21 protein-coding genes are annotated in these 21,483 nt (G+C 71.1%); 8 read left to right on the forward strand and 13 right to left on the reverse strand.

Annotated features, from left to right (window positions below):
* Positions 1 to 11: 11 nt before the first annotated feature.
* Together ATL45_RS01525 and ybiA are read right to left on the reverse strand one after the other, a co-directional pair.
* A complete protein-coding gene (locus ATL45_RS01525; protein WP_093161028.1) occupies positions 12 to 1,571 on the reverse strand; it encodes an SMI1/KNR4 family protein in 1,560 nt (519 codons plus the stop codon).
* Positions 1,572 to 2,013: 442 nt separating this feature from the next.
* Entirely contained in the window at positions 2,014 to 2,502 is a 489-nt protein-coding gene (gene ybiA, locus ATL45_RS01530; protein WP_342775231.1) for a riboflavin biosynthesis intermediates N-glycosidase, read from the reverse strand.
* A gap of 287 nt (positions 2,503 to 2,789) precedes the next feature.
* Here ybiA and ATL45_RS01535 point away from each other — a divergent pair, with 287 nt between their 5' ends.
* The 3 genes from ATL45_RS01535 to ATL45_RS01545 are packed head-to-tail and all read left to right on the forward strand — an operon-like array spanning position 2,790 to position 5,012.
* Positions 2,790 to 3,200, forward strand: coding sequence for a helix-turn-helix domain-containing protein (locus ATL45_RS01535; protein ID WP_093161031.1), 411 nt, complete (start codon positions 2,790 to 2,792; stop codon positions 3,198 to 3,200).
* Positions 3,190 to 3,816 (forward strand): M48 family metalloprotease, encoded by a 627-nt coding sequence (locus ATL45_RS01540; RefSeq protein WP_121505280.1) that lies wholly within the window; start codon positions 3,190 to 3,192, stop codon positions 3,814 to 3,816. The genes ATL45_RS01535 and ATL45_RS01540 overlap by 11 nt, the downstream gene beginning before the upstream one ends.
* A complete protein-coding gene (locus tag ATL45_RS01545; protein ID WP_093161036.1) occupies positions 3,813 to 5,012 on the forward strand; it encodes an MAB_1171c family putative transporter in 1,200 nt (399 codons plus the stop codon). The genes ATL45_RS01540 and ATL45_RS01545 overlap by 4 nt, the downstream gene beginning before the upstream one ends.
* A gap of 120 nt (positions 5,013 to 5,132) precedes the next feature.
* Here ATL45_RS01545 and ATL45_RS01550 read toward each other — a convergent pair whose 3' ends face one another.
* The 8 genes from ATL45_RS01550 to ATL45_RS01585 form a co-directional block, all read right to left on the reverse strand.
* Positions 5,133 to 5,741 carry a phosphatase PAP2 family protein gene (locus ATL45_RS01550; protein ID WP_093161038.1) on the reverse strand — a complete coding sequence of 203 codons (609 nt, stop codon included), beginning with the start codon at positions 5,739 to 5,741 and terminating at the stop codon, positions 5,133 to 5,135.
* A 466-nt stretch (positions 5,742 to 6,207) separates the two neighbouring features.
* Positions 6,208 to 6,951: a MerR family transcriptional regulator gene (locus ATL45_RS01560; RefSeq protein WP_093161041.1), complete on the reverse strand. Its 744-nt coding sequence runs from the start codon at positions 6,949 to 6,951 to the stop codon at positions 6,208 to 6,210.
* 54 nt (positions 6,952 to 7,005) lie between these two features.
* Positions 7,006 to 7,392 (reverse strand): YchJ family protein, encoded by a 387-nt coding sequence (locus ATL45_RS01565; protein WP_093161043.1) that lies wholly within the window; start codon positions 7,390 to 7,392, stop codon positions 7,006 to 7,008.
* Between the two features lie 78 nt (positions 7,393 to 7,470).
* Entirely contained in the window at positions 7,471 to 9,372 is a 1,902-nt protein-coding gene (locus tag ATL45_RS01570) for a primary-amine oxidase (RefSeq protein ID WP_093161046.1), read from the reverse strand.
* Between the two features lie 32 nt (positions 9,373 to 9,404).
* Entirely contained in the window at positions 9,405 to 10,838 is a 1,434-nt protein-coding gene (locus ATL45_RS01575) for an aldehyde dehydrogenase family protein (protein ID WP_093161053.1), read from the reverse strand.
* Between the two features lie 217 nt (positions 10,839 to 11,055).
* The gene (locus ATL45_RS39240) at positions 11,056 to 11,370 is read right to left on the reverse strand and encodes a helix-turn-helix domain-containing protein (RefSeq protein ID WP_211841161.1); all 315 of its coding nucleotides are present in this window, start codon (positions 11,368 to 11,370) and stop codon (positions 11,056 to 11,058) included.
* 13 nt (positions 11,371 to 11,383) lie between these two features.
* Complete coding sequence (locus tag ATL45_RS39245; protein WP_211841162.1) at positions 11,384 to 11,983, reverse strand: cupin domain-containing protein; 600 nt, start codon at positions 11,981 to 11,983, stop codon at positions 11,384 to 11,386.
* Between the two features lie 80 nt (positions 11,984 to 12,063).
* On the reverse strand, positions 12,064 to 12,414 hold the full coding sequence (locus ATL45_RS01585; protein ID WP_211841163.1) for a winged helix-turn-helix transcriptional regulator: 351 nt from the start codon (positions 12,412 to 12,414) through the stop codon (positions 12,064 to 12,066).
* Between the two features lie 86 nt (positions 12,415 to 12,500).
* On the opposite strand from ATL45_RS01585, the gene ATL45_RS01590 reads away from it, so the two are divergent.
* From ATL45_RS01590 to ATL45_RS01600, 3 genes are all read left to right on the forward strand, one after another.
* Positions 12,501 to 13,193 carry an SDR family NAD(P)-dependent oxidoreductase gene (locus ATL45_RS01590; RefSeq protein ID WP_093161048.1) on the forward strand — a complete coding sequence of 231 codons (693 nt, stop codon included), beginning with the start codon at positions 12,501 to 12,503 and terminating at the stop codon, positions 13,191 to 13,193.
* Positions 13,194 to 13,515: 322 nt separating this feature from the next.
* Entirely contained in the window at positions 13,516 to 15,105 is a 1,590-nt protein-coding gene (locus ATL45_RS01595; protein WP_439332432.1) for a sensor histidine kinase, read from the forward strand.
* Complete coding sequence (locus ATL45_RS01600) at positions 15,102 to 15,788, forward strand: response regulator (RefSeq protein ID WP_093161051.1); 687 nt, start codon at positions 15,102 to 15,104, stop codon at positions 15,786 to 15,788. Before ATL45_RS01595 ends, ATL45_RS01600 begins: the two co-directional genes overlap by 4 nt.
* Positions 15,789 to 16,033: 245 nt before the next feature.
* Here ATL45_RS01600 and ATL45_RS01605 read toward each other — a convergent pair whose 3' ends face one another.
* A complete protein-coding gene (locus tag ATL45_RS01605; RefSeq protein WP_121505281.1) occupies positions 16,034 to 16,663 on the reverse strand; it encodes a superoxide dismutase in 630 nt (209 codons plus the stop codon).
* Positions 16,664 to 16,826: 163 nt separating this feature from the next.
* Here ATL45_RS01605 and ATL45_RS01610 point away from each other — a divergent pair, with 163 nt between their 5' ends.
* Entirely contained in the window at positions 16,827 to 17,609 is a 783-nt protein-coding gene (locus tag ATL45_RS01610) for an SAM-dependent methyltransferase (RefSeq protein WP_093156042.1), read from the forward strand.
* 115 nt (positions 17,610 to 17,724) lie between these two features.
* Positions 17,725 to 18,840, forward strand: a complete 1,116-nt coding sequence (locus ATL45_RS01615) for an acyltransferase family protein (RefSeq protein ID WP_177242032.1) — start codon at positions 17,725 to 17,727, stop codon at positions 18,838 to 18,840.
* Positions 18,841 to 18,892: 52 nt separating this feature from the next.
* Here ATL45_RS01615 and ATL45_RS01620 read toward each other — a convergent pair whose 3' ends face one another.
* Positions 18,893 to 20,263, reverse strand: a complete 1,371-nt coding sequence (locus tag ATL45_RS01620; protein WP_093156045.1) for a S28 family serine protease — start codon at positions 20,261 to 20,263, stop codon at positions 18,893 to 18,895.
* A 214-nt stretch (positions 20,264 to 20,477) separates the two neighbouring features.
* The gene (locus tag ATL45_RS01625) at positions 20,478 to 21,341 is read right to left on the reverse strand and encodes a coiled-coil domain-containing protein (RefSeq protein WP_246025111.1); all 864 of its coding nucleotides are present in this window, start codon (positions 21,339 to 21,341) and stop codon (positions 20,478 to 20,480) included.
* Positions 21,342 to 21,483 lie beyond the last annotated feature (142 nt).

Consider the following 21,483-nt stretch of genomic DNA (forward strand, 5'->3'; position numbering starts at 1 on the left):
GCGCGCCGGGTTCAACTCGTAGTGCCGGAGGTCGTGCCGAGCTGGATCGGGGTGCCGGTGAGCCATTCGCACCAGTCCGCCGTTTCGCGCAGCGAGCAGGTCGCCGTTCGCTCCACCGCCGCCAGGTTCGGCGGGCGGAGGTCCGCGCGGCGCAGGGCCGCCCACTGGGCCGCGTTGAGGATCAGCACGCGCAGCTGGGGCAGCTCCGCGATCGGCGTGATGTCCGCGAGCTCGACCGCCGACAGGTCCAGCCTGGTCAGGGCCGGTAGCGTGCGCAGCACTGCGATGTCGAGGCGTTCGGCCGCTCCGGCGAGCTTCAGGTCCCAGAGCGTCGGCTGGCCCGCCAGTGCTTCGACGTCGATGCGTTCGGCTTCGATCGCCAGGGATTCCAGCGCGTGCAGGCCGCTCGACGTCGGCGTGACCAGCTTCGCGCGGTTGATCCGCAGCTCGCGGAGGTTCCGCAGCGGCGCCAGCGCGGCAAGATCCAGGTCCACCGCGTCGTTGATGTGGATCAGCTGGGTTTCTTCTGCCCGGTCGACGATCTCGGCCAGGTCGCGGTTGCCGAAGTCGTGGTAGACCAGCTCGTCCAGGCCCACGCCGCCGAAACCGGCGTAGGTCTGCAGGTAGTCCGACTCGTCGTCCTCGTAGTCGCCGTCGCGCAAGGCCTCGACGACGCCGGCCAGCACGTCGGCCACCGATTCCGCGTAGTAGTCCGGCGGGCCGTGGATGTCGCGGCCGTACTCGAAGACCTGGCCGGGCCTGCCCCGCTCGGCCGGGTCGAGGTCGACCGCGAGGTTGTTCATCGCGAAGTCGGTGGCGAAGGTGATCCACCAGTCGTTGCGCGAGAGGCGCTTGATGGTGTCCGGCGGGTCCGATTCGAAGACCACGGCGTCGTCGAACGGCCCGTCGTTCCAGCCCAGGGAGCCCGGCTGGTGGTACTCGACGACGTGGTCCAGCGGGTAGGGCGAGAACTTGCCGAGCAGGCCGGTCTCCGCCGCGTCGTCGCGGGTCATCCGGTAGAGCGCGCGCAGGTCTTCGGGCAGCCGCGCGCCCAGTTCGGCTTCGGCCGCGGCGATCTCCTGCTCGGAGTAGCCGGGGCGCAGCGCGGGCGGGCGTCCCTTGATCTGCTCGTAGCGCTCGACGAACTCGTGGAACAGGGCGGAGATCTCGGCCAGCACCGCCGGATCGGTGGGCGCTGCGGTGTGCTTCGCCGCTTCCGGCAGCGGCATCCCGGGCAACGGGTGCCCGGGCAGCCGGAATTCCTCGTCGAGCACCACGCGGGACTCCGACTCCAGCTTCGCGCTGAACGCCAGCTCGAACCGGCCGCACTCGCGGACCACCAGCTCCACGATCAGCGGGCGGCCGCGACGCGGCACCGGGAGCAGCTCCACGAGCGCCGACTTCGCGTCGAAGAAGTCGGGATCGAGGTCGACCTCGACGCCGACCGGGTGCGTGATCCGGGTGGCCCCGGCTTCCACACGCAGCCACACGACCGCGGGCCCGGTACGCCCGCCCCCGGTGCGCACGCCCAGCGCCAGCCGCCGGGCCGCCGCCTGAAGTCCCGTTGTCATGCGGGAATTCTCCACGTACCCACCGCAAACGGCCGAACCGGGCTCACCGTCCAGGTGCCGGACAGCGGACACCGCTGACCGGCCCGCAACCGAATGGTCCTTTCGCACTAAGAGGTCCCGCCGACGTGGAGGCGGCACGTCCAGGAGTCAGCGCCGCTTGAGAACGGATCGCTGGTGTCCCGGAGCCCGGCCCTCCCGCGGTCCGGCCCACGAGGTGATCCGCGCATCGCGGACGACCAAGACCTCGGCGATCTCGTCCCAGCCGATCGCCAGCCCGCCCCGGGTAATGACGCCGGTCTCGGTGACGGCCAGATCGCTAGGTCTCGAGCGCGATGCGCTGCGGGCCCGCACCCGATCAGGCCTCGGCGTTCGGGGCTCGGCAGCCCGCCAGCTGCTCGCGGACCTCACCGAGCGCGAAGCCGAGCAGGTTGAGGCCGGGCCACTACTGCGGGGAATCGGCTCGCGGGTCGTCGGCGGCCAGTCCGATGCCCCAGACCGCGTCCACCGGGCTGGCCTCCACCAGGACTCGCTCGCCCGTGCTGCGGAGGAACTCCGCCAGCTCCGGGTGCTGCGCGAACTTCGCGGCGTTGCCGGTGCGGACGATCTCGCAGCGCGCCTCCTCCCAGCGCTGCTGGTCGAAGCCGCGCACGCCGCGGCCGAGCGCCTTGGCGCGCTGCGGGTGGCCGGATTCCAGGATCCGCTCCGCGCTGTCCCAGTCGTCGAAGAGGGTCGCCTTGCGCCACATCATGTAGTGCTCCGCGGTGGCGAAGGTGCGTCCGTCGATGACGAACGGCGCCGGCCACCACTGGCTCAGGCAGCCCTTGCCCGCGCGGCCGTCGCGCTCCGGCTGGTGGCCCCAGAAGTGCAGGAACTTGACCCGGCGCCCCTCGCGGGTCAGGTCGATCAGCTCGGCGACGTCTCGCGGGTTCATGCCCAGCAGTGTCGCAAACGTCCGCATTGGACAGCAGCTGGTTTTCCGGCACGTGGCCCCGGTCACGCCGCGTGATGATCTCCGGAACGCCTGCGATGGCGATCACAGCGGCCGCGGGAGGCTTGGGTGCCAGGCAGGACGCGGTTCGCACGCCACGCCGCGCCCTGTCTGGCACACCCCCAGCACCCCGATTCCACGATCGTGGAATCTCGACAGACGGTAATCTTAGATGCGAGAATCCGTCAATCGCCGAAACGGTCCAAGACCCGTGAATCCCGGAGAGTGTGATGAACGACCCTGGTGCCGCCCTGGCCGAGCGGCTGGCGTGGCTGCGGGAGTCCTTCCCCAACCCCGAGACGGGAAGGCCGTACGAGGTGAAGGCGATCGCCGCGGCCACCGGGATCTCGCTCTCGCAGCTGTACAAGATCCTCTCCGGCGAGTCGCCGAACCCCGGCTGGCAGCACCTCAAGGCGCTGGCCGGCTTCTTCGGCGTCCCGCTGGACACCTTCGACGACGGAGAGCACGGCGAGAAGATCCGCACCCAGCTGGCCGCGCTGGTGGAGCTGCGCAGCCTGAAGGAAAGCGGCGTGGAGGCGGTGAGCCTGCGCGGGCTGACCCCGGCCCAAGCCGACCGCATTCGCGGCGTGGTCGAGGACCTGCGCCGCTCCAACACCAGCTCGGATCACGATGAAGCATGAGCCTGATCACGAGTCGTTCCGCTGCGTGCGCCTGGTGCTGGTCATGAGCCAGGATCGCGGTGTGAAGCCGTCCCAGCAGCGCGATCTCGCGGCCCGGTGCCAGGAGCTGGCGACCGCCCTGCCCCTGCCCTCGCCGTGGGACCTGGAAGCGTTCATCGCCGAGCTGGCCGAGCTGCGCGGGCGGCCGATCGAGCTGCGCCGGGTGTCCGCTGTGGAGTCCGACAGCCCGTGCGGCGCGCTGATCTCGCTGGCCGACCGGGACGTGATCGGCTACCTGCCGAGCACCCCGCTGCACGAGGAGCACATCATCCTGCACGAGGTCGGCCACCTGGTGTGCGGGCATTCCGACACCAAGCTCGCCGACTCGCCGCTGGTGGCGGCGCTGGTGCCGGACCTGCCGCGGGAGCTGGTGCAGAGCGTGCTCGGCCGCTCCGCCTTCGACGCCACCACCGAGCAGGAAGCCGAGCTGGTGGCCAGCCTCTACCTGTACCGCGCGGGCCGCGCACCGGCGCCGATCCGCCGGGTGCGCAAGCTCGACGCGAAGACCGGCCGCACGCTGCGCGAGATCCAGGCGACTTTCGACAACGCCCGCCGCGGCCCCGAGAAGCGCCGATGACCAGCATCGTCCTGCAGACCGCCGGCCTCATCGCGGTGCTGGCGGCGCTGGTCAAGCTCGTCCAGTCGCGGCGTTCGCCGACGCCGAGCGTGCGCTACCTGTGCGGCGCGATCGGTTCGGTGGGCCTGTCCGCGGCGCTGGTCGCCACCACCTCGCTGACCTGGGTGGCGACCTGGGAGCCGATCCCGAACTCCGGGCGGCTGGTGGCGAACCTGCTGGCCATCCTGGCGGCGGTGTGCGTGCACGGGCTGCTGGCCCACCTGCTCAACGAGCCCGCCGAGGCGCGGCGCGTGATGCGCGTCCAGTTCCTGGTGGCCGGGATCGCGGCGGCCGCGATGACGGTGCTGCTGATGTCCGCGGGCATCCCGTTCGACCCGGACTTCCTGGCCGCGTTCGCCGACCACCCGGCCGTGGCTGCCTACCTCGTGGTGTTCTCGCTGCACATCGGCTCGGCCACGCTGGCGTTCGGCTGGTTCCTGCGCAGCTACATCTCCCAGACCAGCCGCCGCTGGCTGCGGGCCGGGCTCCGCACGATCCAGGCCGGCTGCGTGGCCTCGGCGGCCTGGGCGGCGAGCAAGATCGCCGCCGCGGCCGTCTCGGTGGCCGGGCACCAGCCCGGCATCCTGGACCCGATCGGCGGGGCCTGCGCCGCGGCGTGCGTGGCGCTGGTCGCACTCGGCGCGACCATGCCCGTGTGGGGGCCGTGGCTGTCGCTGCCGTTCGACTGGTGGCGCGCCAAGCGCCAGTCCCGCCTGCTCGGTCCACTGTGGAACCGGCTGGCCGGTGAGCTCCCGCAGATCACCCTGCCCGCCGGGATGGTCGCGACGAACGCGCAGTTCGCCCTGTACCGCCGGGTGGTGGAGATCCGCGACGCCCAGCTCGTCCTGCGCCCCTACGTCCACCCCGAGGTCAGCGCGTGGGCCCGCCGCGCGGCCGAGGAAGCGGGCCTCGACGAGCGCGCCGCCCACCAGACCGCGGAAGCGGCCTGCCTGGTGACGGCGCTGGACGCGCACGCGGCGGGCCACCGCCACCAACCGGAACCGGACGAGACGAGCGCGCCGTACCGCGGAGTCGCCTCCGACACCCGCACCGAGGCGAACTGGCTGATCAAGGTGAGCCGAGCGGCGGAGCGCTCCCCGATCGTCGCGCAGGTGCGCGACCGGGCCCGAGCCGACCTCCCCGATCCTGCGGCGTGACCGGCGCCTGCGCGGAATCGGCCGAACGCGGTCGCGACCGGGTTCCGCCGGAGAGCGGGTCCGGCGATTTCGCGCGGAATCGCAACCCGGCCCACCGCGCCCAGGTGCCGGGCCGTGCGGTCAGACGAGGGCGGTGAAGAGGCCGCCGCCGATGATCGCGCCGACGATCGCGCCGATGGTGACCTGGGCCGCCGTGTGGTCGCGGACGTGCACTCGGGACCACGAGATCGCCGCGACCACCAGCAGCAGGGCCCAGCACACCGGGTGGAAGAGCACCGCGAGGATCACCACCGCGCCCGCCGCCACCGCCGAGTGCATCGAGATCTTCCACCAGACCGTGATGCCGCCGGTGACCAGCAGCGACACGATCATCGCGATGTCCAGGGCGATCAGCAGCCACGGCGCGTTCAGCAGCACCAGCAGCCCCAGCCCCACCAGGCTCATCACGATCAGCGCCACGAACGGCACGAACCGGCCCGCCCGGTCGCGCACGTGGTGGCTGTCCCAGCGCCCGGTGCGCGCGCCCCACACGATGACGCCCATCGGCAGGATGCTGCTGGTCACCGACACCAGCAGTCCCCAGCCCAGCGCCGGACCGATGCTCGCGGTGGCCCGCCAGGCGACCGCGATCGGCAGCACCACCACGATCACCCACGGCGCGAAGATCTCGGTGAGCACGCGTGCCAAGCGGTCCGTGGAAGTCTTCGTCTCGGATGCTGCGTCGGTCATGAGGTCCTCTGCCGCTCGGATCGGTCAAACCGATTGTCACACAGCAGGATTCCCGACCTTCCCGGCACCACCGGCACGGACCTCGGCGAACCACCGGATTGCCGGGCCGGCGATCCGTCCCTGTGACGCCCGGCACTTCGGTGCGCGATCGCGGAAGAGATGAACCGAGAGAGCATCCGCCGCAACCGGTTCTTCTCGCGCTGAACGCTTCTAGCCCACGCTGTCGATCAGCAGGTTCAGGCGCGCTTCGCGGTGGCTGGCGCGGAGGCGGTCGGCGCGGGCGAGGACAGCCAGGCCGCGTTGCCCTGCGGCCAGTCGGGGATGCCGAAGCCCGCCGCCGCTCCGGCCCCGTCGATGACGAAGCGCAGCTGCCTTCGGGATCCACGCGGCCACCGGTGTCGTGGTGGTCGTCGCGGCGCTCCTGCTGCTCCGCGAACGCCCGGTTTCAGAACGCGGCTGAGCCGGGTCAGGCGCGCTTGGCGTGCTCTTCGGAGCCGGCGACCATCTCGATCAGGCGGTCGCCGAGGACCTCCGGGATCACCCGGGCCGCCGAACGGGCCGCCGCCGCGTTGAGGGCCGACATCACCAGCGGGCGGAGGCGCTGGAGGACGTCGCTGTAGTACGGGACCTCCTCCTCGGTCGGCACCGGGCGGGTCAGGACGTGCCTGCGGACCATCTCGACCAGGTGGCCCGCCACGTGGTCGATGTCCTGCTGGAGCTGTTCGGCGAGGTCGAGCACCTCGCCGAGCGGCACGCCGAGGCTGACCAGCTCGGCGCCGGCGTCCAGCAGCTGCGGGCTCTGGGAGACGAATCCGCGCCCGCGCCGCTCCAGCAGGCCGAGCTCCATCGCGCGCTTGACGTTGCCGGGGCTGAACTGCTTGCCGAACATCCGGCGCAGCTCGGTGGCGGTGACCGCGCGGGGCGCTTCCTCGGCCCAGGACTCGCCGACGACCTCCTCCAGGCCGAGCACGTCGCCGAGGCTGCGGCCGGACTCCCAGGCGGAGATCATCTCCTTGATCTGCGCGAACGCGTAACCGCGCTCCAGCATGTTGATGATCAGGCGCAGCCGGACCAGGTGCGCGTCGGAGTAGATCGCGGTGCGGCCCTGCCGCCGGGGCGGCGGCAGCAGTTCCCGGTCCTGGTAGACGCGCACGTTGCGCACCGTCGTCCCCGCTGCCCGAGCAAGATCGTCGATCCGGTATTCCGCCACCCGGTGAAGTCTAGTGACCCTGTTCGAACCGCGCCGAGGCCCGCAGTGCGGCGATCACTCGTGGTCGCCGTCCACGTAGTACCAGGCCCCGCCTTCCTTGGCGAAGCGGCTGTTCTCGGTCAACGTGCCCTTCTCCCCCGGCAGCCGGTAGTGCGCCCGGAACCGCACGGTGCCCGCCGAGTCGAACGGCCCGCCACCGGTGCGCTCCAGGATCTCCAGGTGCACCCAGCGCTGCTCGGGATCGAGCTCCACCTCGTCCGGCCGCGTCGAGGGGTGCCAGGACGCCCGCAGGTAGGCGGCATCCCCGACCGCGAAAGCGCTGAACCTGGAACGCATCAACTGCTCGGCGGTGCTCGCGCGACGTTCACCGGAGTGCAGCGGAGCGCAGCACTCGGCGAAAGGTTCACCGAGCCCGCAGGGGCATCGTTCGGCAGTGCTCACCGCACCAGCTTCTCACCCACCGGGCCGAGGTCGTGAGTGCGTAGCAGTGTTCGAACACTGCTACGCACTCACGACTGCTCAGCTCTCGCAGCAGTGGGAGCCGGTGCCGGTGCTGGGCGGGACGTCGAGGGTCGGGTTGCGGTCGAAGAAGCCCACCGGTTTCAGGGTGAAGCCGCAGAGGTCCACCGGCATGATCGGCCAGTCCTCGCTGCGCGGGAAGTGGGTCAGGCCGAAGGTGTGCCAGAGCACGATGTCCTCGCCGTCGATGCCGCGGTCGGCCGCGGTGAACGCCAGGATGCCCGCGCCGCCGTGGCTCTGGTTCACCCACTCGCCCGCCGGGTAGCGCTCGTCCTGGTCGTACTGGGTGACCCACAGGTGCTTGGTCGCGAACGCGGCGCGCTTGGCGATCGAGGACTCCGGATCGGCCAGCAGGGCCGGATATCCCTGCGGGTGCAGCGCGTAGCCGACCGGTTGGCCGAGCCGGTTGGTGCGCTCGGTGTTGACCACGTGCCAGGTCCGGCCCGCGGTCGGGTTCGCCTCGCGGCCCGCGTCGCTCTCCCGCGCCAGCCGCGTGACGCTGCGGGTGAAGGCGTTGCCGTGCGGGTTGTCCGGGCCGATCGGCACCCGCTGCGCCTCGATCTCGTCCACCGCGTTGCGGGTTCCGTCCACCATCATGTCCAGGCGCGCGCTGAACAAGTGCTGGTGGTACGGACCGCCGACGCCGGGGGCGAGCTCACCGGCCCAGCGCGAGCCCTCCTCCGAGTAGGCGGAGGTGAACACGATGCCGGTCGCCTTGGTCTCCAGCTGGATGGTGCCGTCCAGGTAGAGGTACCAGTAGAAGCCGTAGTCGTAGTTGCCGACGGAGACGAAGAACGACACCACCAGACGCCGCTGCCGCCGCGTCTCGGCCGACCCGGTGAACACGTCGGTGTGCTTCCACAGCACCCCGGCGTCCTCCTCGTGCATGCACACCGCGTTGCGCAGCGTGCGCGGCGTGCCGTCCTCCTGCGCCACCACCGCGTCGAAGTAGCGGATCTCGCCGAGGCAGTCGCAGCCGAGCACGAGTTCGTTGGCCAGCTTGCCCATCGCGTACTCGCCGGCGTCGAAGTAGTTCTGCCAGAACCGGACCGGCGACGGGTCGCCGTAGTTGACCACCATCTCGGCGATCGACGCCCGGTAGATCACCGGCCGCTCGCGGTCGCCGTCGCGGAAGGAGAGCTGGTGCAGCACCAGGCCCTCACGCGGGTCGAAGCCGATGCGGAACCGCCAGTTCTCCCACCGCACCTCGTGGCCGTCGACCTGGAAGCTCGGCCCGTCGGGCTGGGTGATCTCGATCGGCCGCAGGCTGTCCCGGTGCGGGCCTGCGGAGTAGTCGCCGCTCTCCTGCGGCACCGGGAACTTCCGGTCGTCGACGACCTCCAGCACCCGCCGCTCGATCACGTCGACGTAGGCCACCAGCCCGTCGATCGGGTGCGCCCACGGCAGCTCCTCCGGGCTGTCCTGGGCGAAAGCCAGCGCGCGCAGCATCCGGCGGCCGCGCTCCTCCGCGGTGCCGAACCACCCCGCCGACAGCGGGCACACCCGCACCTTGGAGATGTCGTCGAAACCGCGCTCGCGGATGGCGCGCTGCCAGGTCTCGTCGGCGCGCACGATGCGCTCGACGAGCTCGTACTCGTCGAGCATCACCGGCGGCTGGCCCTGCTCGGCAGGGTCCACCACGGCCTTGTCCACCACTTCACCGCTGGTCAGCGACACCACGGTGGTGGTCAGCTCCCCGGTGCCGACGTCGAGCAGCACCGAACGCGCGCGGCGGTCCACCGGATCGCCGTCGCGGTGCGCGAGCACGCTCGCCTTGTCCGGTTCTGCCAGCTGCACCAGGGGAAAACGGGTCGACTCGTGCAGCAGGCCCGCCTGCTGCAGGATCTCGCGGTTGCGCAGGAACTCCGCCTCGCTCAGCGGTTCCAGCGGGTGCATCGTCATCGCGTCCAACCTCTCGAACGTTGGCGAACAGCTCAACCCAGGCGCACCCAGACTCCCTTGGTCTCGGTGAACTCGTCCAGTGCGTGAGCGCCCATCTCCCGCCCCCACCCGCTGGCCCCGAACCCGCCCCACGGTGCGGCCGGGTCCAGCAGCGGGAGCATGTTGACGAACACGTTGCCCGCCCGGATCGCCGCCGCGGTGCGGTGCGCGGTGGCCAGATCCCTGGTCCACACGCACGCGGCCAGGCCGTACTCGGTGTCGTTGGCCCGCGCGGGCAGCTCCTCCGGATCGTCGTAGGGCAGCACCGACAGCACCGGCCCGAATATCTCCTCGCGCGCGATCGTCATCCCATCGGTGACACCGGAGAACACCGTCGGGTGGAAGAAGTGGCCCGGCCCGTCGCCGCGTCGGCCACCGGTGACCAGCTGCGCGCCCTCGGCCAGCCCGGTTTCGACGTATCCGGCGACGTTGTCGAGGTGTTCGGCCGAGACCAGCGGGCCGAGCTGGGTGTCCGGGTCGAGCCCGGCGCCCAGCCGCAGACCCTCGGCGGCCGCGGCGATCTTGGTGGCGAACTCGTCGACGCGCTCGCTGTCGACGTAGAAGCGGGTGTAGGCGGCGCAGACCTGGCCGGAGTTGAGCAGCGCGCCCTGCAGGTTGCCGGCGACGGCGGCGTCGATGTCGGCGTCGCGGGCGATGATGCTGGGCGCCTTGCCGCCGAGTTCGAGGCTGACCCGCTTGAGGTTGCCCGCGGCGGCCACCACGATCTTCTTGCCGACCTCGGTGGAGCCGGTGAACGACACCTTGTCCACCGCCGGGTGCTCGGCCAGCGCCCGGCCCGCGTCCGGGCCGCCGGTCAGGCAGTTCACCGCACCCGCGGGCACCCCGGCCTCCGCGCACAACCGCGCCAGCTCCACAGTGGACAGCGGCGTCTGCTCGGCGGGCTTGAGGATCACGGTGTTCCCGCAGGCCAAGGCGGGAGCCAGCTTCCAGGCCGCGATCATCAGCGGGAAGTTCCACGGTGTGATCAGCGCGCACACCCCGACCGGCTCGCGGCGGGTGTAGTGCAGCGCGTTGGGCACCGACACCGGCGAGGTCGCGCCTTCGATCTTGGTGCACCAGCCCGCGTAGTAGCGGAACACCTCGGCGGCCATCGACACGCTGACGCCGCGCGCCACGCCGATCGGCTGGCCCTGGTCGCGGGTCTCCAGCCGGGCGAGCTCGTCGGCCGAAGCCTCGATGAGATCGGCGATCCGCCACAGCAGCCGCGCCCGCTCGGCGGGCGGCATCTCGCGCCAGCCGGGATCGGCGAACGCCTCGCGCGCGGCGTCGACCGCGCTGTCGACGTCGGCCGCGCCCGCGTCGGCGCAGCGCCCCAGCAGTTCGCCGGTGGCCGGGTCGTGGGTGAGCAGCTCGGCCCCGTCGGCGGCGGGCACCCAGCTGCCGCCGATGAGCAGTTGTCGGCGCACGTTGTCCTCCTGGTTGCTGGCGACGCCGACCACTCTGCTGCCGCCCGGCCCAGGCTTCTTGCCCACGCGCGAACTCCTGTTGTCCACCCGCGCACGGATCACCGAGCGGCACCGTTTCCGCAGGTAGAGGCCCGTGAGTACTTTGTGGTGCTATAGCCGCACAAAGTACTCACGGCAGCTGAACAGGGGAAACGGAGCCGATGATGTGCCGCGGGGCTCAGCCGCCGAGGTGCGCCGAGCGGTACTCGCGCGGGGAGACGCCGAAGGTGGCCTTGAACAGCTTGGAGAAGTGGGCCGCGTTGGGCAGGCCCCAGCGGCCCGCGATGGCGCTGACCGGCAGCTCCGCCAGCTCCGGGTCCGCCAGGTCGCGGCGGCAGCGCTCCAGCCTGCGGGCCCGGATCCAGCCGCTGACCGGGACACCGTCGGCGGAGAACAGCTTGTGCAGGTAGCGCACCGAGATGTGGTTCTCCGCCGCGATCGTCTCCGGCCCCAGCTCGGGATCGGCGAGGTGCTGCTCGACGAACGACCGCAACCGGCCGAGCAGATCACCGCGCAGCGCCGCGGGTTCGACGCCTCTCCACCGCCGCGGACAGCACGTCCAGCACCGCATCGCAGATCAGCAGCCCGGACCGCGATCCGGCCGCGTCCTCCCGCACGCACAGCTCCTGCACCAGCGAGCGCACCAGCCGCCCGGTGCCGCGCTGGCCGTCGAACCGCCGCGCGCGCAGGTCGGCGAGGTCGCTCGGGCGCAGCCGCAGCAGCTCGCGGGGGAACATCAGCACCACGGAGCGGAACGACTCGTCGAAGCTCAGCGTGTACGGCCGGCCGGTGTCGTAGAGCGCGAAATCGCCCGGCGCGAGCACGGTTTCGCGCCCGTCCTGGCAGACCACGGCGTTGCCGCGCACCTGCAGGCTGACCTTGAGCTGCCCGGCGTCACCGCTGCGGATCAGCTTCGAGGTGCGCGAAACCCGGTGCGGCGCGGCGGAGATCTCCGAGAGGTGCATCGCGCCGATGTGGTTGGACCGGATCCGCGCGCGGAACCGGCCCTGCCGCGTGGCGCTCGCCTGCAACGGCACGAACGCGCCCGAGATGACCTGCTGCCAGGCTTCGAAGTGGTTCGCCTGCACCGCGGCAACGGCCGACATCCAGACCTCCATTGGTCGATGCCGAGCACGCTACAAAGCCCGCCGGGAAAAGGCCACGGTTACCGCCCGGTCACCACGGGTCAGTTCGCGGCGAAGCGGTGCCGGTGGGCGGCGATCGCCACCCGGTTCTCGACGGCCCACTCCCCGAGACCCAGCGTCGCCACCAGCAAGGACCGGCCGATCCCGGTGAGCTCGTAGGCCACCTGCGGCGGCACGCTCGCGTGCACGTGGCGGCTGACCAGCCCGTCGCGCTCCAGCTTCCGCACCGTCACGGTGAGCATCCGCTGCGAGATGCCGGGCACCGCGCGCTGCAGCTCGCCGAACCGGCGCCGACCGCCGCGGAGCTGCCCGAGGACCGGCAGGCTCCACTTGTCGCCCACCAGCGACACGATCTGCAACACGTCCCGGCAGACCTCGTCCTCGTCCTGCAACGGTTACCTCCTTGTGCGCAGCGCACCGAAATGTGCCGTCTTGCAACGACTTCGGCCGGGGCTCGACGATGCCCCTGGAGGAACAGGTGCACCGAACGCTGGTGATCGTGGGAGCCGGGCCGGGGCTCGGCATGGGAGTGGCGCGCGCATTCGGCAAGCGCGGGTACCGGGTCGGGCTGATCGCCCGCGACGCCGAGCGCCTGGCGGCCTCGGTCGGCGAACTGGGCGGGCTCGGCATCACCGCCGCCGCCCGCCCGGCCGACGTCGCCGACCACTCCGCGCTGGCGGGCGCACTCGACGGACTGCGCGGCGAACTCGGCGAGATCGACGTGCTGGAGTACAGCCCGGGGCCGCAAGGCGCGCCGATCACCTCGGCTGCCGAGACCACGCCGGAGTCCGCTGCCGCGCAGTTCGCGCTGAGCACGCTCGGCGGCGTCGCCGCGGTCGGCCACGTCCTGCCCGCGATGCTCCGCCGCGGCAGCGGAACGCTGCTGCTGACCACCGGAGTGTCGTCGAAGGTGCCTGCGCCGTTCCTGGGCAACGTCGGGCTCGCGATGGCCGGCCTGCGGAACTGGGCGCGAGCGCTGCACCTCGAACTGGCCCCGAAGGGCGTCCACGCGGCAGCCGTCGTGATCGCCACCGGGATCACCGCGGACAACGCAGACGAGATCGGCGAGCGCTACGCCGAACTGGCCGAGCGGCCCGACCGGGCGGAGGAGGTCATCGGCGACGTCGCCGCCTTCGAGGAGCTCGTCCGCAGCGCTGCTGCGGTCCGGTGACCGCCGACGTCGGCGGCCCGGTCGCCGGGGGATGTGCGACCGGGCCGCGCGTCACGTGCGGATGCCCGGGGGTGAGCGGGCACCGTCGACTCGCGCGGTTCCGCGGCCTGCGCCGTAGCGCCGCGGAATCACGCGGGCACCAGCGGGATCCACCGGTGCCGGGCCACCGCGCGGGCAGCCGGAACGTGATGCACGCCATGCTGCACCCGCGCACCGGCGGTGTCGCCCTTTTGCAGCTATCGACACTTCTGTCACTTGTGTAACCGGGCTGAGCTGGTGGGTTCTCCGACAGCGGGACGGGTTAACGTTCCCGGACCCGGTCGTGGCGGAGGTGAACATCGTGCTGCGGGTGCAGGCGTCGCTGTCCCGGCAGCTGCTGAGCTGGCAGCTGCTGATCATCTTCGTGCTGCTCGCGTCGGTCGCGGTGTTCTCCGTGGCGCAGACCGACGTCGCGTTCCGGGCCACCGAGGGCAGGCGGATGCTCTCGGTGGCCGAAGACCTGGCCGCCACCGACGGCGTGCGGGTCAGCCTGCTGAACCCCTTCCGCCGCGACGCGCTGCCGATCTTCGCCGAGTCCGCCCGCAGCCTCTCCGGCGCGGACGCCGTGATCATCGCCGACCACCGCGGCATCGTGCTCACCTCGCCCGATCCCGCCCAGCGCGGCAAGCCGCTGCCGCTCGGCGAGAGCACCGTGCTGCACGGCCGGTCCTGGGTCGGCGAGATCAGCACCGACGTGGACTCGCTGGTGGCTCACGTGCCGGTGATCTCCCAGGACGCGAAGATCATCGGGGTGGTCGCGGCGGGCAGCGACACCCCGGACGTGCTGCAGGGACTGCGCGAAGCTCCCGAGAACCCGTTGGCGCTGCTGGCCTTCGCCACCGTCCTCGGCGTGGCCGGGTCGGTGCTGCTGGCGCGACGGGTCAAGCGGCAGACGCTCGGTCTGGAGCCGCGCGAGATCACGCGGCTGGTCGAGCACCGCGAGGCGCTGCTGCACGGCGTGCGCGAAGGCGTGCTGGGCGTCGACGAGCAGAACCGGATCACGCTGGTCAACGACCAGGCGCGGCAGCTGCTGTCGCTGCCCGACGACTGCGTCGGCCGCGACATCGACTCGCTGGACCTCAACGACCGCGCCCGCGACGTGCTCACCGGCCGCACCGACGGCGTCGACCAGATCGTGCTGCGGCGCGGCAAGGTCGTGGTGCTCAACCGGATGCCGATCTCCTCGGTCGGCGCGGTGGTCACCATGCGCGACCGCACCGAACTCGTCGACCTGCAGCGGGAGCTGGCCGTGCACCGCGACACCACCGACACGCTGCGCGCCCAGGCGCACGAGTTCAGCAACCGGCTGCACACCATCTCCGGGCTCATCGAACTGGGCGAGTACGACGAGGTGCAGCGCTACGTGCTGCGCATCAGCCACCGCCACGAGCAGTGGCACGCCGAGGTCACCGCGCGCATCCACGACCCGGCGACCGCCGCGCTGCTGATCGCCAAGGCGAGCCTGGCCGCCGAGCGCGGCGTCGGGCTGCGCCTGAACGAGGGCAGCTACCTGCCCGAGGTCGGCGAAGAGCTCTCCGCCGACCTGGTCACGGTGCTGGGCAACCTCGTCGACAACGCGCTGGACGCGCTGGAGGGCTCAGCGGTGGCCGACCGCTGGATCGAGGTCGACCTGCGCGCCACCGACGAAGTCGTCGCCGTGGTGCGCGATACGGGCCCGGGGGTGGCCGCCGAGATCGTCGAGGAGGTCTTCCGGCACGGCTTCACCACCAAGGCCGCACGCGGCGGCGATCGCGGGCTGGGGCTGGCCATGACCAGGCAGATCTGTCATCGTCGCGGCGGCTCGGTGCAGGTGCACAACGCACACGGCGCGGTGTTCACCGCGCGGCTGCCGCTGGAAGGACCACAGGCATGATCAAGGTGTTGGTGGTGGACGACGACTTCATGGTCGCCAAGGTCCACAGCGGGTACGTGGCGAAGGTGCCCGGTTTCGAGGTCGTCGCGGCCGCGCACACCGGGACCGACGCGATCCACGCGGTGGACGAGCTGCGGCCCGACCTGGTGCTGCTCGACATCTACCTGCCCGACATCGACGGGCTCTCGGTGCTGCGGCAGGTCCGCGCGCACCCGACCGCCGACCCCGACGTCATCATGATCACCGCGGCCCGCGACCTGGAGGCGGTGCGCGGCGCCATCCGCGGCGGCGCGCTGCACTACCTGATCAAGCCGTTCAGCTTCGAGGCGCTGCGCGACCAGCTGGAGAACTTCCGTTCGCTGCACAACAAGCTCGGCGAACTGCCCGCCAACGCCCCCGCCGCGCAGCACGACGTCGACCGCCTCTTCGGCAACCGCACCCGCCGCACGACGCCGCCGAAGGGGCTGACCAACGAGACCTCGGACATCGTCGAGCGGATCCTGCGCGAGGCGACGGCGGCGGGCGGCGACCTGTCGGCCACGGAGTGCGCTGAGGCCAGCGAGATCTCCCGGGTCAGCGCCCGCAAGTACCTGGAGCACTTCGCCGACACCGGCCGCGCCGAAGTCCGCCTCCGCTACGGCGGAACCGGCCGCCCCGAACGCCGCTACCGCTGGTCCGGCTGAACCCGACGCGCGATTTCAATGGAAATCAGACGTCCGATTTCCATTGAAATCGCGTCGACCCCGACCCACCGTCGGCGTGTCGGACGCCCGACACACCGACGGTGACCGCAAGTTCAATTGAAATCGAAGATCCGATTTCAATTGAAATTGCGTCATTTGGTTCCCGCGGCGGCGACAACCCCGCGGAACCGGGTTGGTGAGCAGCCGCATGCGCCGGAGGCGCAGAACGCCTGGAAAACCGATTCTCAGGCGGTGGGCAGGCGCAGGCCGTTGTAGCCGGCGCGGGCGTCGGCGAAGCGCTTGCCGACCTCGTCCCAGTTCACCACGTTCCACAACTGCTTGATGTAGTCCGCCTTCACGTTGCGGTACTGCAGGTAGTACGCGTGCTCCCAGATGTCGAACACCAGCAGCGGCGTCGTGGCGATCGACAGGTTCGAGTGGTGATCACGCAACTGCTGCGTCACCAGCCGACGACCCACCGGATCCCACGCCAGCACACCCCAGCCGTTGCCCTGGATCGTGCCCGACACCGCCTCCATCTGAGCCCGGAACGCGTCGAAGGAACCGAAGTCCTCATCGATCGCCGCCGCCAGCTCACCGGTCGGCTTGTCCCCGCCGTTGGGCGAGAGGATCTTCCACCACACCAGGTGCAGCGAGTGCCCCGCCAGGTGGAACGCCAGCGTGGTCTCCAGCCCCACGATCGACGAGAAGTCACCCTTGTCCCGCGCCTCGGCGATCTTCTCGATCGTGTCGTTGGCGCCCTTGACGTAGGTCGCGTGGTGCTTGCTGTGGTGCAACTCGTTGATCTCACCGGCGATCGCCGGCTCCAACGCCGCGTAGTCGTAATCCAACTCCGGCAACACGTACTGCGCCATCGAACTCATCCCTTCACCGAATCTCGCGGTTCTCCAGCAGTCTCGAACCTCCAGCGCACTCAAGGTCAATGACGCAGCGTTAGTGTGCTCGATCACTTTTCACCCTGTTCGGGACACGACCGGGCAACTACTCTGCGCTCCAGCACGGTCACCCGGAGGAACCATGTCCGAGAACTCCCCGCTCCCGCACGACCTGGACCTGGACCGCCCCAGCGGCGCGCGGGTGCACGACTTCCTCCTGGGCGGCGGCAGCAACTTCTCCTCGGACCGCGAGCTCGCCCGCCGGGTGCTCGCGGTGGCCCCGGACGCGCGGCTGGACGCGCTGGTCAACCGCGCCTGCCTGCACCGCGTGGTGCGCACCTGCCTGGACCTGGGCATCCGGCAGTTCCTGGACGTCGGCTGCGGCATCCCGACCATCGGCACCGCGCACCAGATCGCGCAGCAGCAGGCCCCGGACGCGCGGGTGGTCTACATCGACAGCGAGCCGCTCGCCGTCACCCAGGGCGAGCTGCTGCTGGAGGGCGTTCCCAACGCCGCAATCGTGCAGGCCGACCTGCGCGACGTCGACGCGGTGCTCGCCTCCGACCGCGCCCGCGGGCTGTTGGACCCGGCCGAACCGGTGGCGGTGCTGATGTTCTCCGTGCTGCACTTCGTTCCCGAGCACCCGGCCGAGATGATCAGCCGCTACCTCGACGCCTTCCCCCCGGGTTCGCCGCTCGGGCTGACCCACTTCACCGCCGATCACGCACCGGAGACCATGCGTGCGGTGGCCGACCTGCTGTCCGCAACCGCGCGCAGCCGCGCCGAACTGGAGTCGCTGCTGGCGGGCCTGGAGGTGCTGGATCCCGGCGTGGTGCCGACCGCGGACTGGCGACCGGATCCCGGCGATGCGGACCTGAGCACCGGCACGCCGCTGAGCTACGCCGCGCTGGCCCGAAAACCGTGACCAATCCGACATGGTCCGACCGGTGCGGACCGCTGCGCCATCTGCCCAGCGCAGAACGCGATGATCCTTCGAGATTCAGACAAACACCCCTGGTACGGTGACCCGCGTGCCCGAGATGACACCCACTGCCACCAAGCGGAGCTCGGGCCGGAGCAAGCGCAAGATCAGCTGGGACGTGGTGCGAACCGCCTGCGTCGTGCTGGTGATGCTCTACCACTCCACTTTCCTGAGCACCTACCTGCATCCGGAGATGACGCCGCGCTCGGTCGTCTTCCCGTTCCAGGTCGGGGCGAGCCTGCTGCTGGTGATCTCGGCGTACTTCGCGTGCGTGACCATCGGCCGCGGCACGCTGCTGCGCTACTGGTGGGGGCGGATGGCCCGGCTCGTTCCGCCGTTCGTCGGCGCCGTCGTGGTGGTCTTCCTGGTGATGCGCTGGGCGGCCGTGGAGGGCTGGTTCTACCCCACCCGCAGCGATCTGGTGGCCAACCTGCTGATGCTGTGGAACTGGAAACCCGCCGACTACTGGTTCATCGACGGTTCGCACTGGACGGTCCCGCTGCAGCTGATGGGATTCACCGCCGCCGCGGCGCTGTTCGCCACCAAGTGGGGCCACGGGCGGCGGATCATCCTCGTGCTGTGGCTGGCGGTGCTGCTGCCGATCGTCCAGTGGCCGCTGCGGGTCAGCGATTCCTCGGAGATCTACCGGACCGTCGTCGACGGCATCGGCGTGCACCGCTGGCACCTGTTCGTGGTCGGCGTAGCGATCTGGCTGTGGTCGACGCGGCGGATCTCGCTGCCGCACTTCCTCGGCATGCTGCTGGCCTGCATGGCCGGTCAGGCGCTGCACAACTACGCCGAGACCCCCGAGGGCCTGGTGGCCGACTGGGGATCCACGATCGCGGTGTGCCTGGGCATACTCGTGGTGGCGGTGACCGCCTACGGACCGGACTGGAACCGGGTGGTGCCGAACTGGCTGGCCGGCCGGATCAGCTGGTTCGCGGGCATCTCCTACGGCGTGTTCCTGGTGCACCAGACGATCGGCTACATCGTGATGCGCAAGCTGGACGACGTCGGCGTCGACCCGCTGCTGCAGACCGCCGCGATGCTGATCGCCGGCACCGTCCTCGGCTGGGCTCTGACCCGCGTGGTGGAGCGCCCGTCGCACAAGTTCCTGATGAACACCTACGACAACCTCGCCGCCCGCCGCGCGGCGCGGACGAAGACCGGCTGATCCGGACACCACGAAGGGCACCCCGCGCGAGCGAGGTGCCCTTCGTCGTTGCTCAGCGTGGGTGCCGCTGGAGCGGTTCGGCGTCCAGGACCGCGGAGCGCATGGCCGGTGCTTCGACCTCGGCCCAGCGGCGGAGCGTCTGCTCGGCTTCGGCCTGCTGGTCGGCGGGCAGGCCCTCGATCTTGGCTCCGTGGTTGGCGCCCGGGACCAGGTAGCTGTACGAGTCGCGGGTGCCGGGGCCCAGCTCGAAGGGTTCGGCGCTCCAGGGATCGCGCTCGCCGTTGACGAACATCAGCTCCGAACCCCGGCTGCGCACCCACGCGTCGACCCGGTGCATCACGCCCGGCTCGAAGCGCATCGGGATGTCGCGCGAGACCAGGTTGCGGGGCTGGCTCAGCTCGCGGTTGTGCAGCAGGTCGGCCAGCGGCTCGTCGGAGACGTGCGGCCAGCCCAGCTGGGTGCCCGCCTGGTAGTAGTACGGCGCGTACGGCTCGATGCCCTGGTCGGTGTAGAAGCGGAACTCCGTGGTCTGGTCGAAGAACGCGTAGATCTCGTCGGTGCTCGCCGTGGTGGCGGGCACCTGGGCGCAGTCGTCCTGGCCGCGGTACTGCCAGAACGCGAAGGGCGTGTCGATCACTGTCATCTCGAAGCCGCGGTCGATGTCGCCGATGATCCGGTCGAAGGTCAGGCCCTCGGCGTCGGCGTAGGCCTGGAACTTCGCCACCAGCTCGCCGCGCCGCACCAGCGCCTCGCGCTGCACCGCGGTCAGCGCCGCGCGGCAGGCCGGGTCGGTGCCGACCCCGGCCAGGAACTCGTCGTAGCGGTCCCGGTCGTTGTCGACGTCGTTGGGCGCCACGTAGGCGACCGTGCCGTCGACGTCGTCGGGGTAGAACCGCCGGTGGTAGACCGCCGTCATGCCGCCCTTGCTGGCCCCGGTGGTGATCCACCGGTCGTCGTAGACCGCGCGCAGCGCGCTGATCACCCGGTGCTGGTCGGTGGCGGCCTGCCAGATGTCCAGGTCGCCCCAGTCCGCCGGGTCCGGGCGGGACGGGGTGAAGAAGCGGTGCTCCAGGCTCACCTGGTTGCCGTCGACCAGCCGGGTCGGCTCGGTGCGGGTGGTCTTCTCCGGCAGGTCGTAGCCCGAGGCGTAGAGCACGGTCGGCCGCGACAGGTCGCGGTGCAGCAGGGTCAGGCGCTGCTGGAACTGCCCGGCCGCCGGGTTCCGGTGGTCGGCGGGCTGGGTGAAGGTCAGGTCGAAAAGCCGGAATCCCGGTTCGGTGGGCCGCTCGCCCACCACCGTCAGATCGGGCACCGCCTCCAAGCGGTCGCGCACGTCGTCCGCCGGTGGTGCCGCACCCACCGGTGCGCCGACCAGCAGCATGCCGCACACCGCGACGGTGGTGACCAGACCGCGCCAGTTCATTCCGCCTCCCACTGCGCCGAATCCCAGTCGAACCTAGTGATCACGCGCGGAGCCCGGAAGATCCCGGCGAGTTCTCGCCGGGCGGCTCCGCTGGTGAGGATCTTCGCGGTTCGTGATCGACTCCGCCCGCCGAGCGGGCGGCCGGGTGACGGCGGGGGTGCGGGCAGCGCGGGTCTCGCGAGAACCCGCGAGCCCTCGCGAGACCTCGGCGTCCTCAGGCGCCGGCGGCCGCTCCTTCGGGCACCGGCTCCTCGTGGCGCTGCTCCGGGACGTCGACCTCGTCGGCCGACGCGTGTCCATTGTGGACCACTTCGGCGACGTAGCCGTCCGAGCCCTCGGTGGCCGCGCCCGCTTCCGTCGCGGCCAGGAACGGCTCCGCGGTGGCCAGCACCTGCTGCGCGGCGCGGACCCGCTGCGCGAGGTCCTGCCGCATGCGCAGCATCGTCTCGGCGTACTCGTCGGCCCGCCGGATCCGCCGCTCCGCTTCCGCGGTGGCCTCGCGGACCCGCCGCTGCGCGGCCTCCCGGCTGGCCTGCTCGCGCTCGGCCATGATGCGCATCGCCTCTTCGCGGCGCGCCGCCATGGACACCTCGAAGTCGTGCTCGACCTGGGTGCGCCGGCTCTCGGCGTCGTTGTCGAGCTTGCGGCGGCAGTCCTCGGCCTCGCGCTTCATGGCCTGGACTTCCTCGCGAGTGCGGGCGAGCATCTCGTTGCGCTGCTGCTCGGACTGCCGCCGCCACTCGTCGGCCTCGGCGACCAGCTTCTCGTAGCGCTCGCGCAGCTCGGCCGCGGCCTGCTCGCTACGCGCCCACTCGTGCTCGGCCGCGGCCTGCGCGGCGGCGACCACCTCGTTCGCCTCATCGTTGGCGAGCCGGACCATCCGGCGTAAGCGGTCCGTCAGCGCAGCGGCATCGACCGGCGTGCGGGCCTGCTCGTCGAGCTGCTGCTTGAGCGAGTCAACTTCGGCCCGCGCCTGCTCCAGCTGCGCGGTCAGATCGCCGACCTGGCTGAGCGCCGAGTCGCGATCCTCGGCGAGCATCCGCACCTCGGCCTCGGTCTGCTGAATGTAGAACTTCACCTGAGATCGGCGGAACCCGTACCACACTGTGTCGAAATCCGACTTAAGCGGCACCAATTCGCGGTCTTCGCTGTGCCCCACGGTCTCACCCCACCTGAGTTGATCAAATGTGCTGGGAGCGAGCCACGCCCCGACGCGGCAA

This window comes from Saccharopolyspora antimicrobica (assembly GCF_003635025.1).
GTDB classification, from domain to species: domain Bacteria; phylum Actinomycetota; class Actinomycetes; order Mycobacteriales; family Pseudonocardiaceae; genus Saccharopolyspora; species Saccharopolyspora antimicrobica.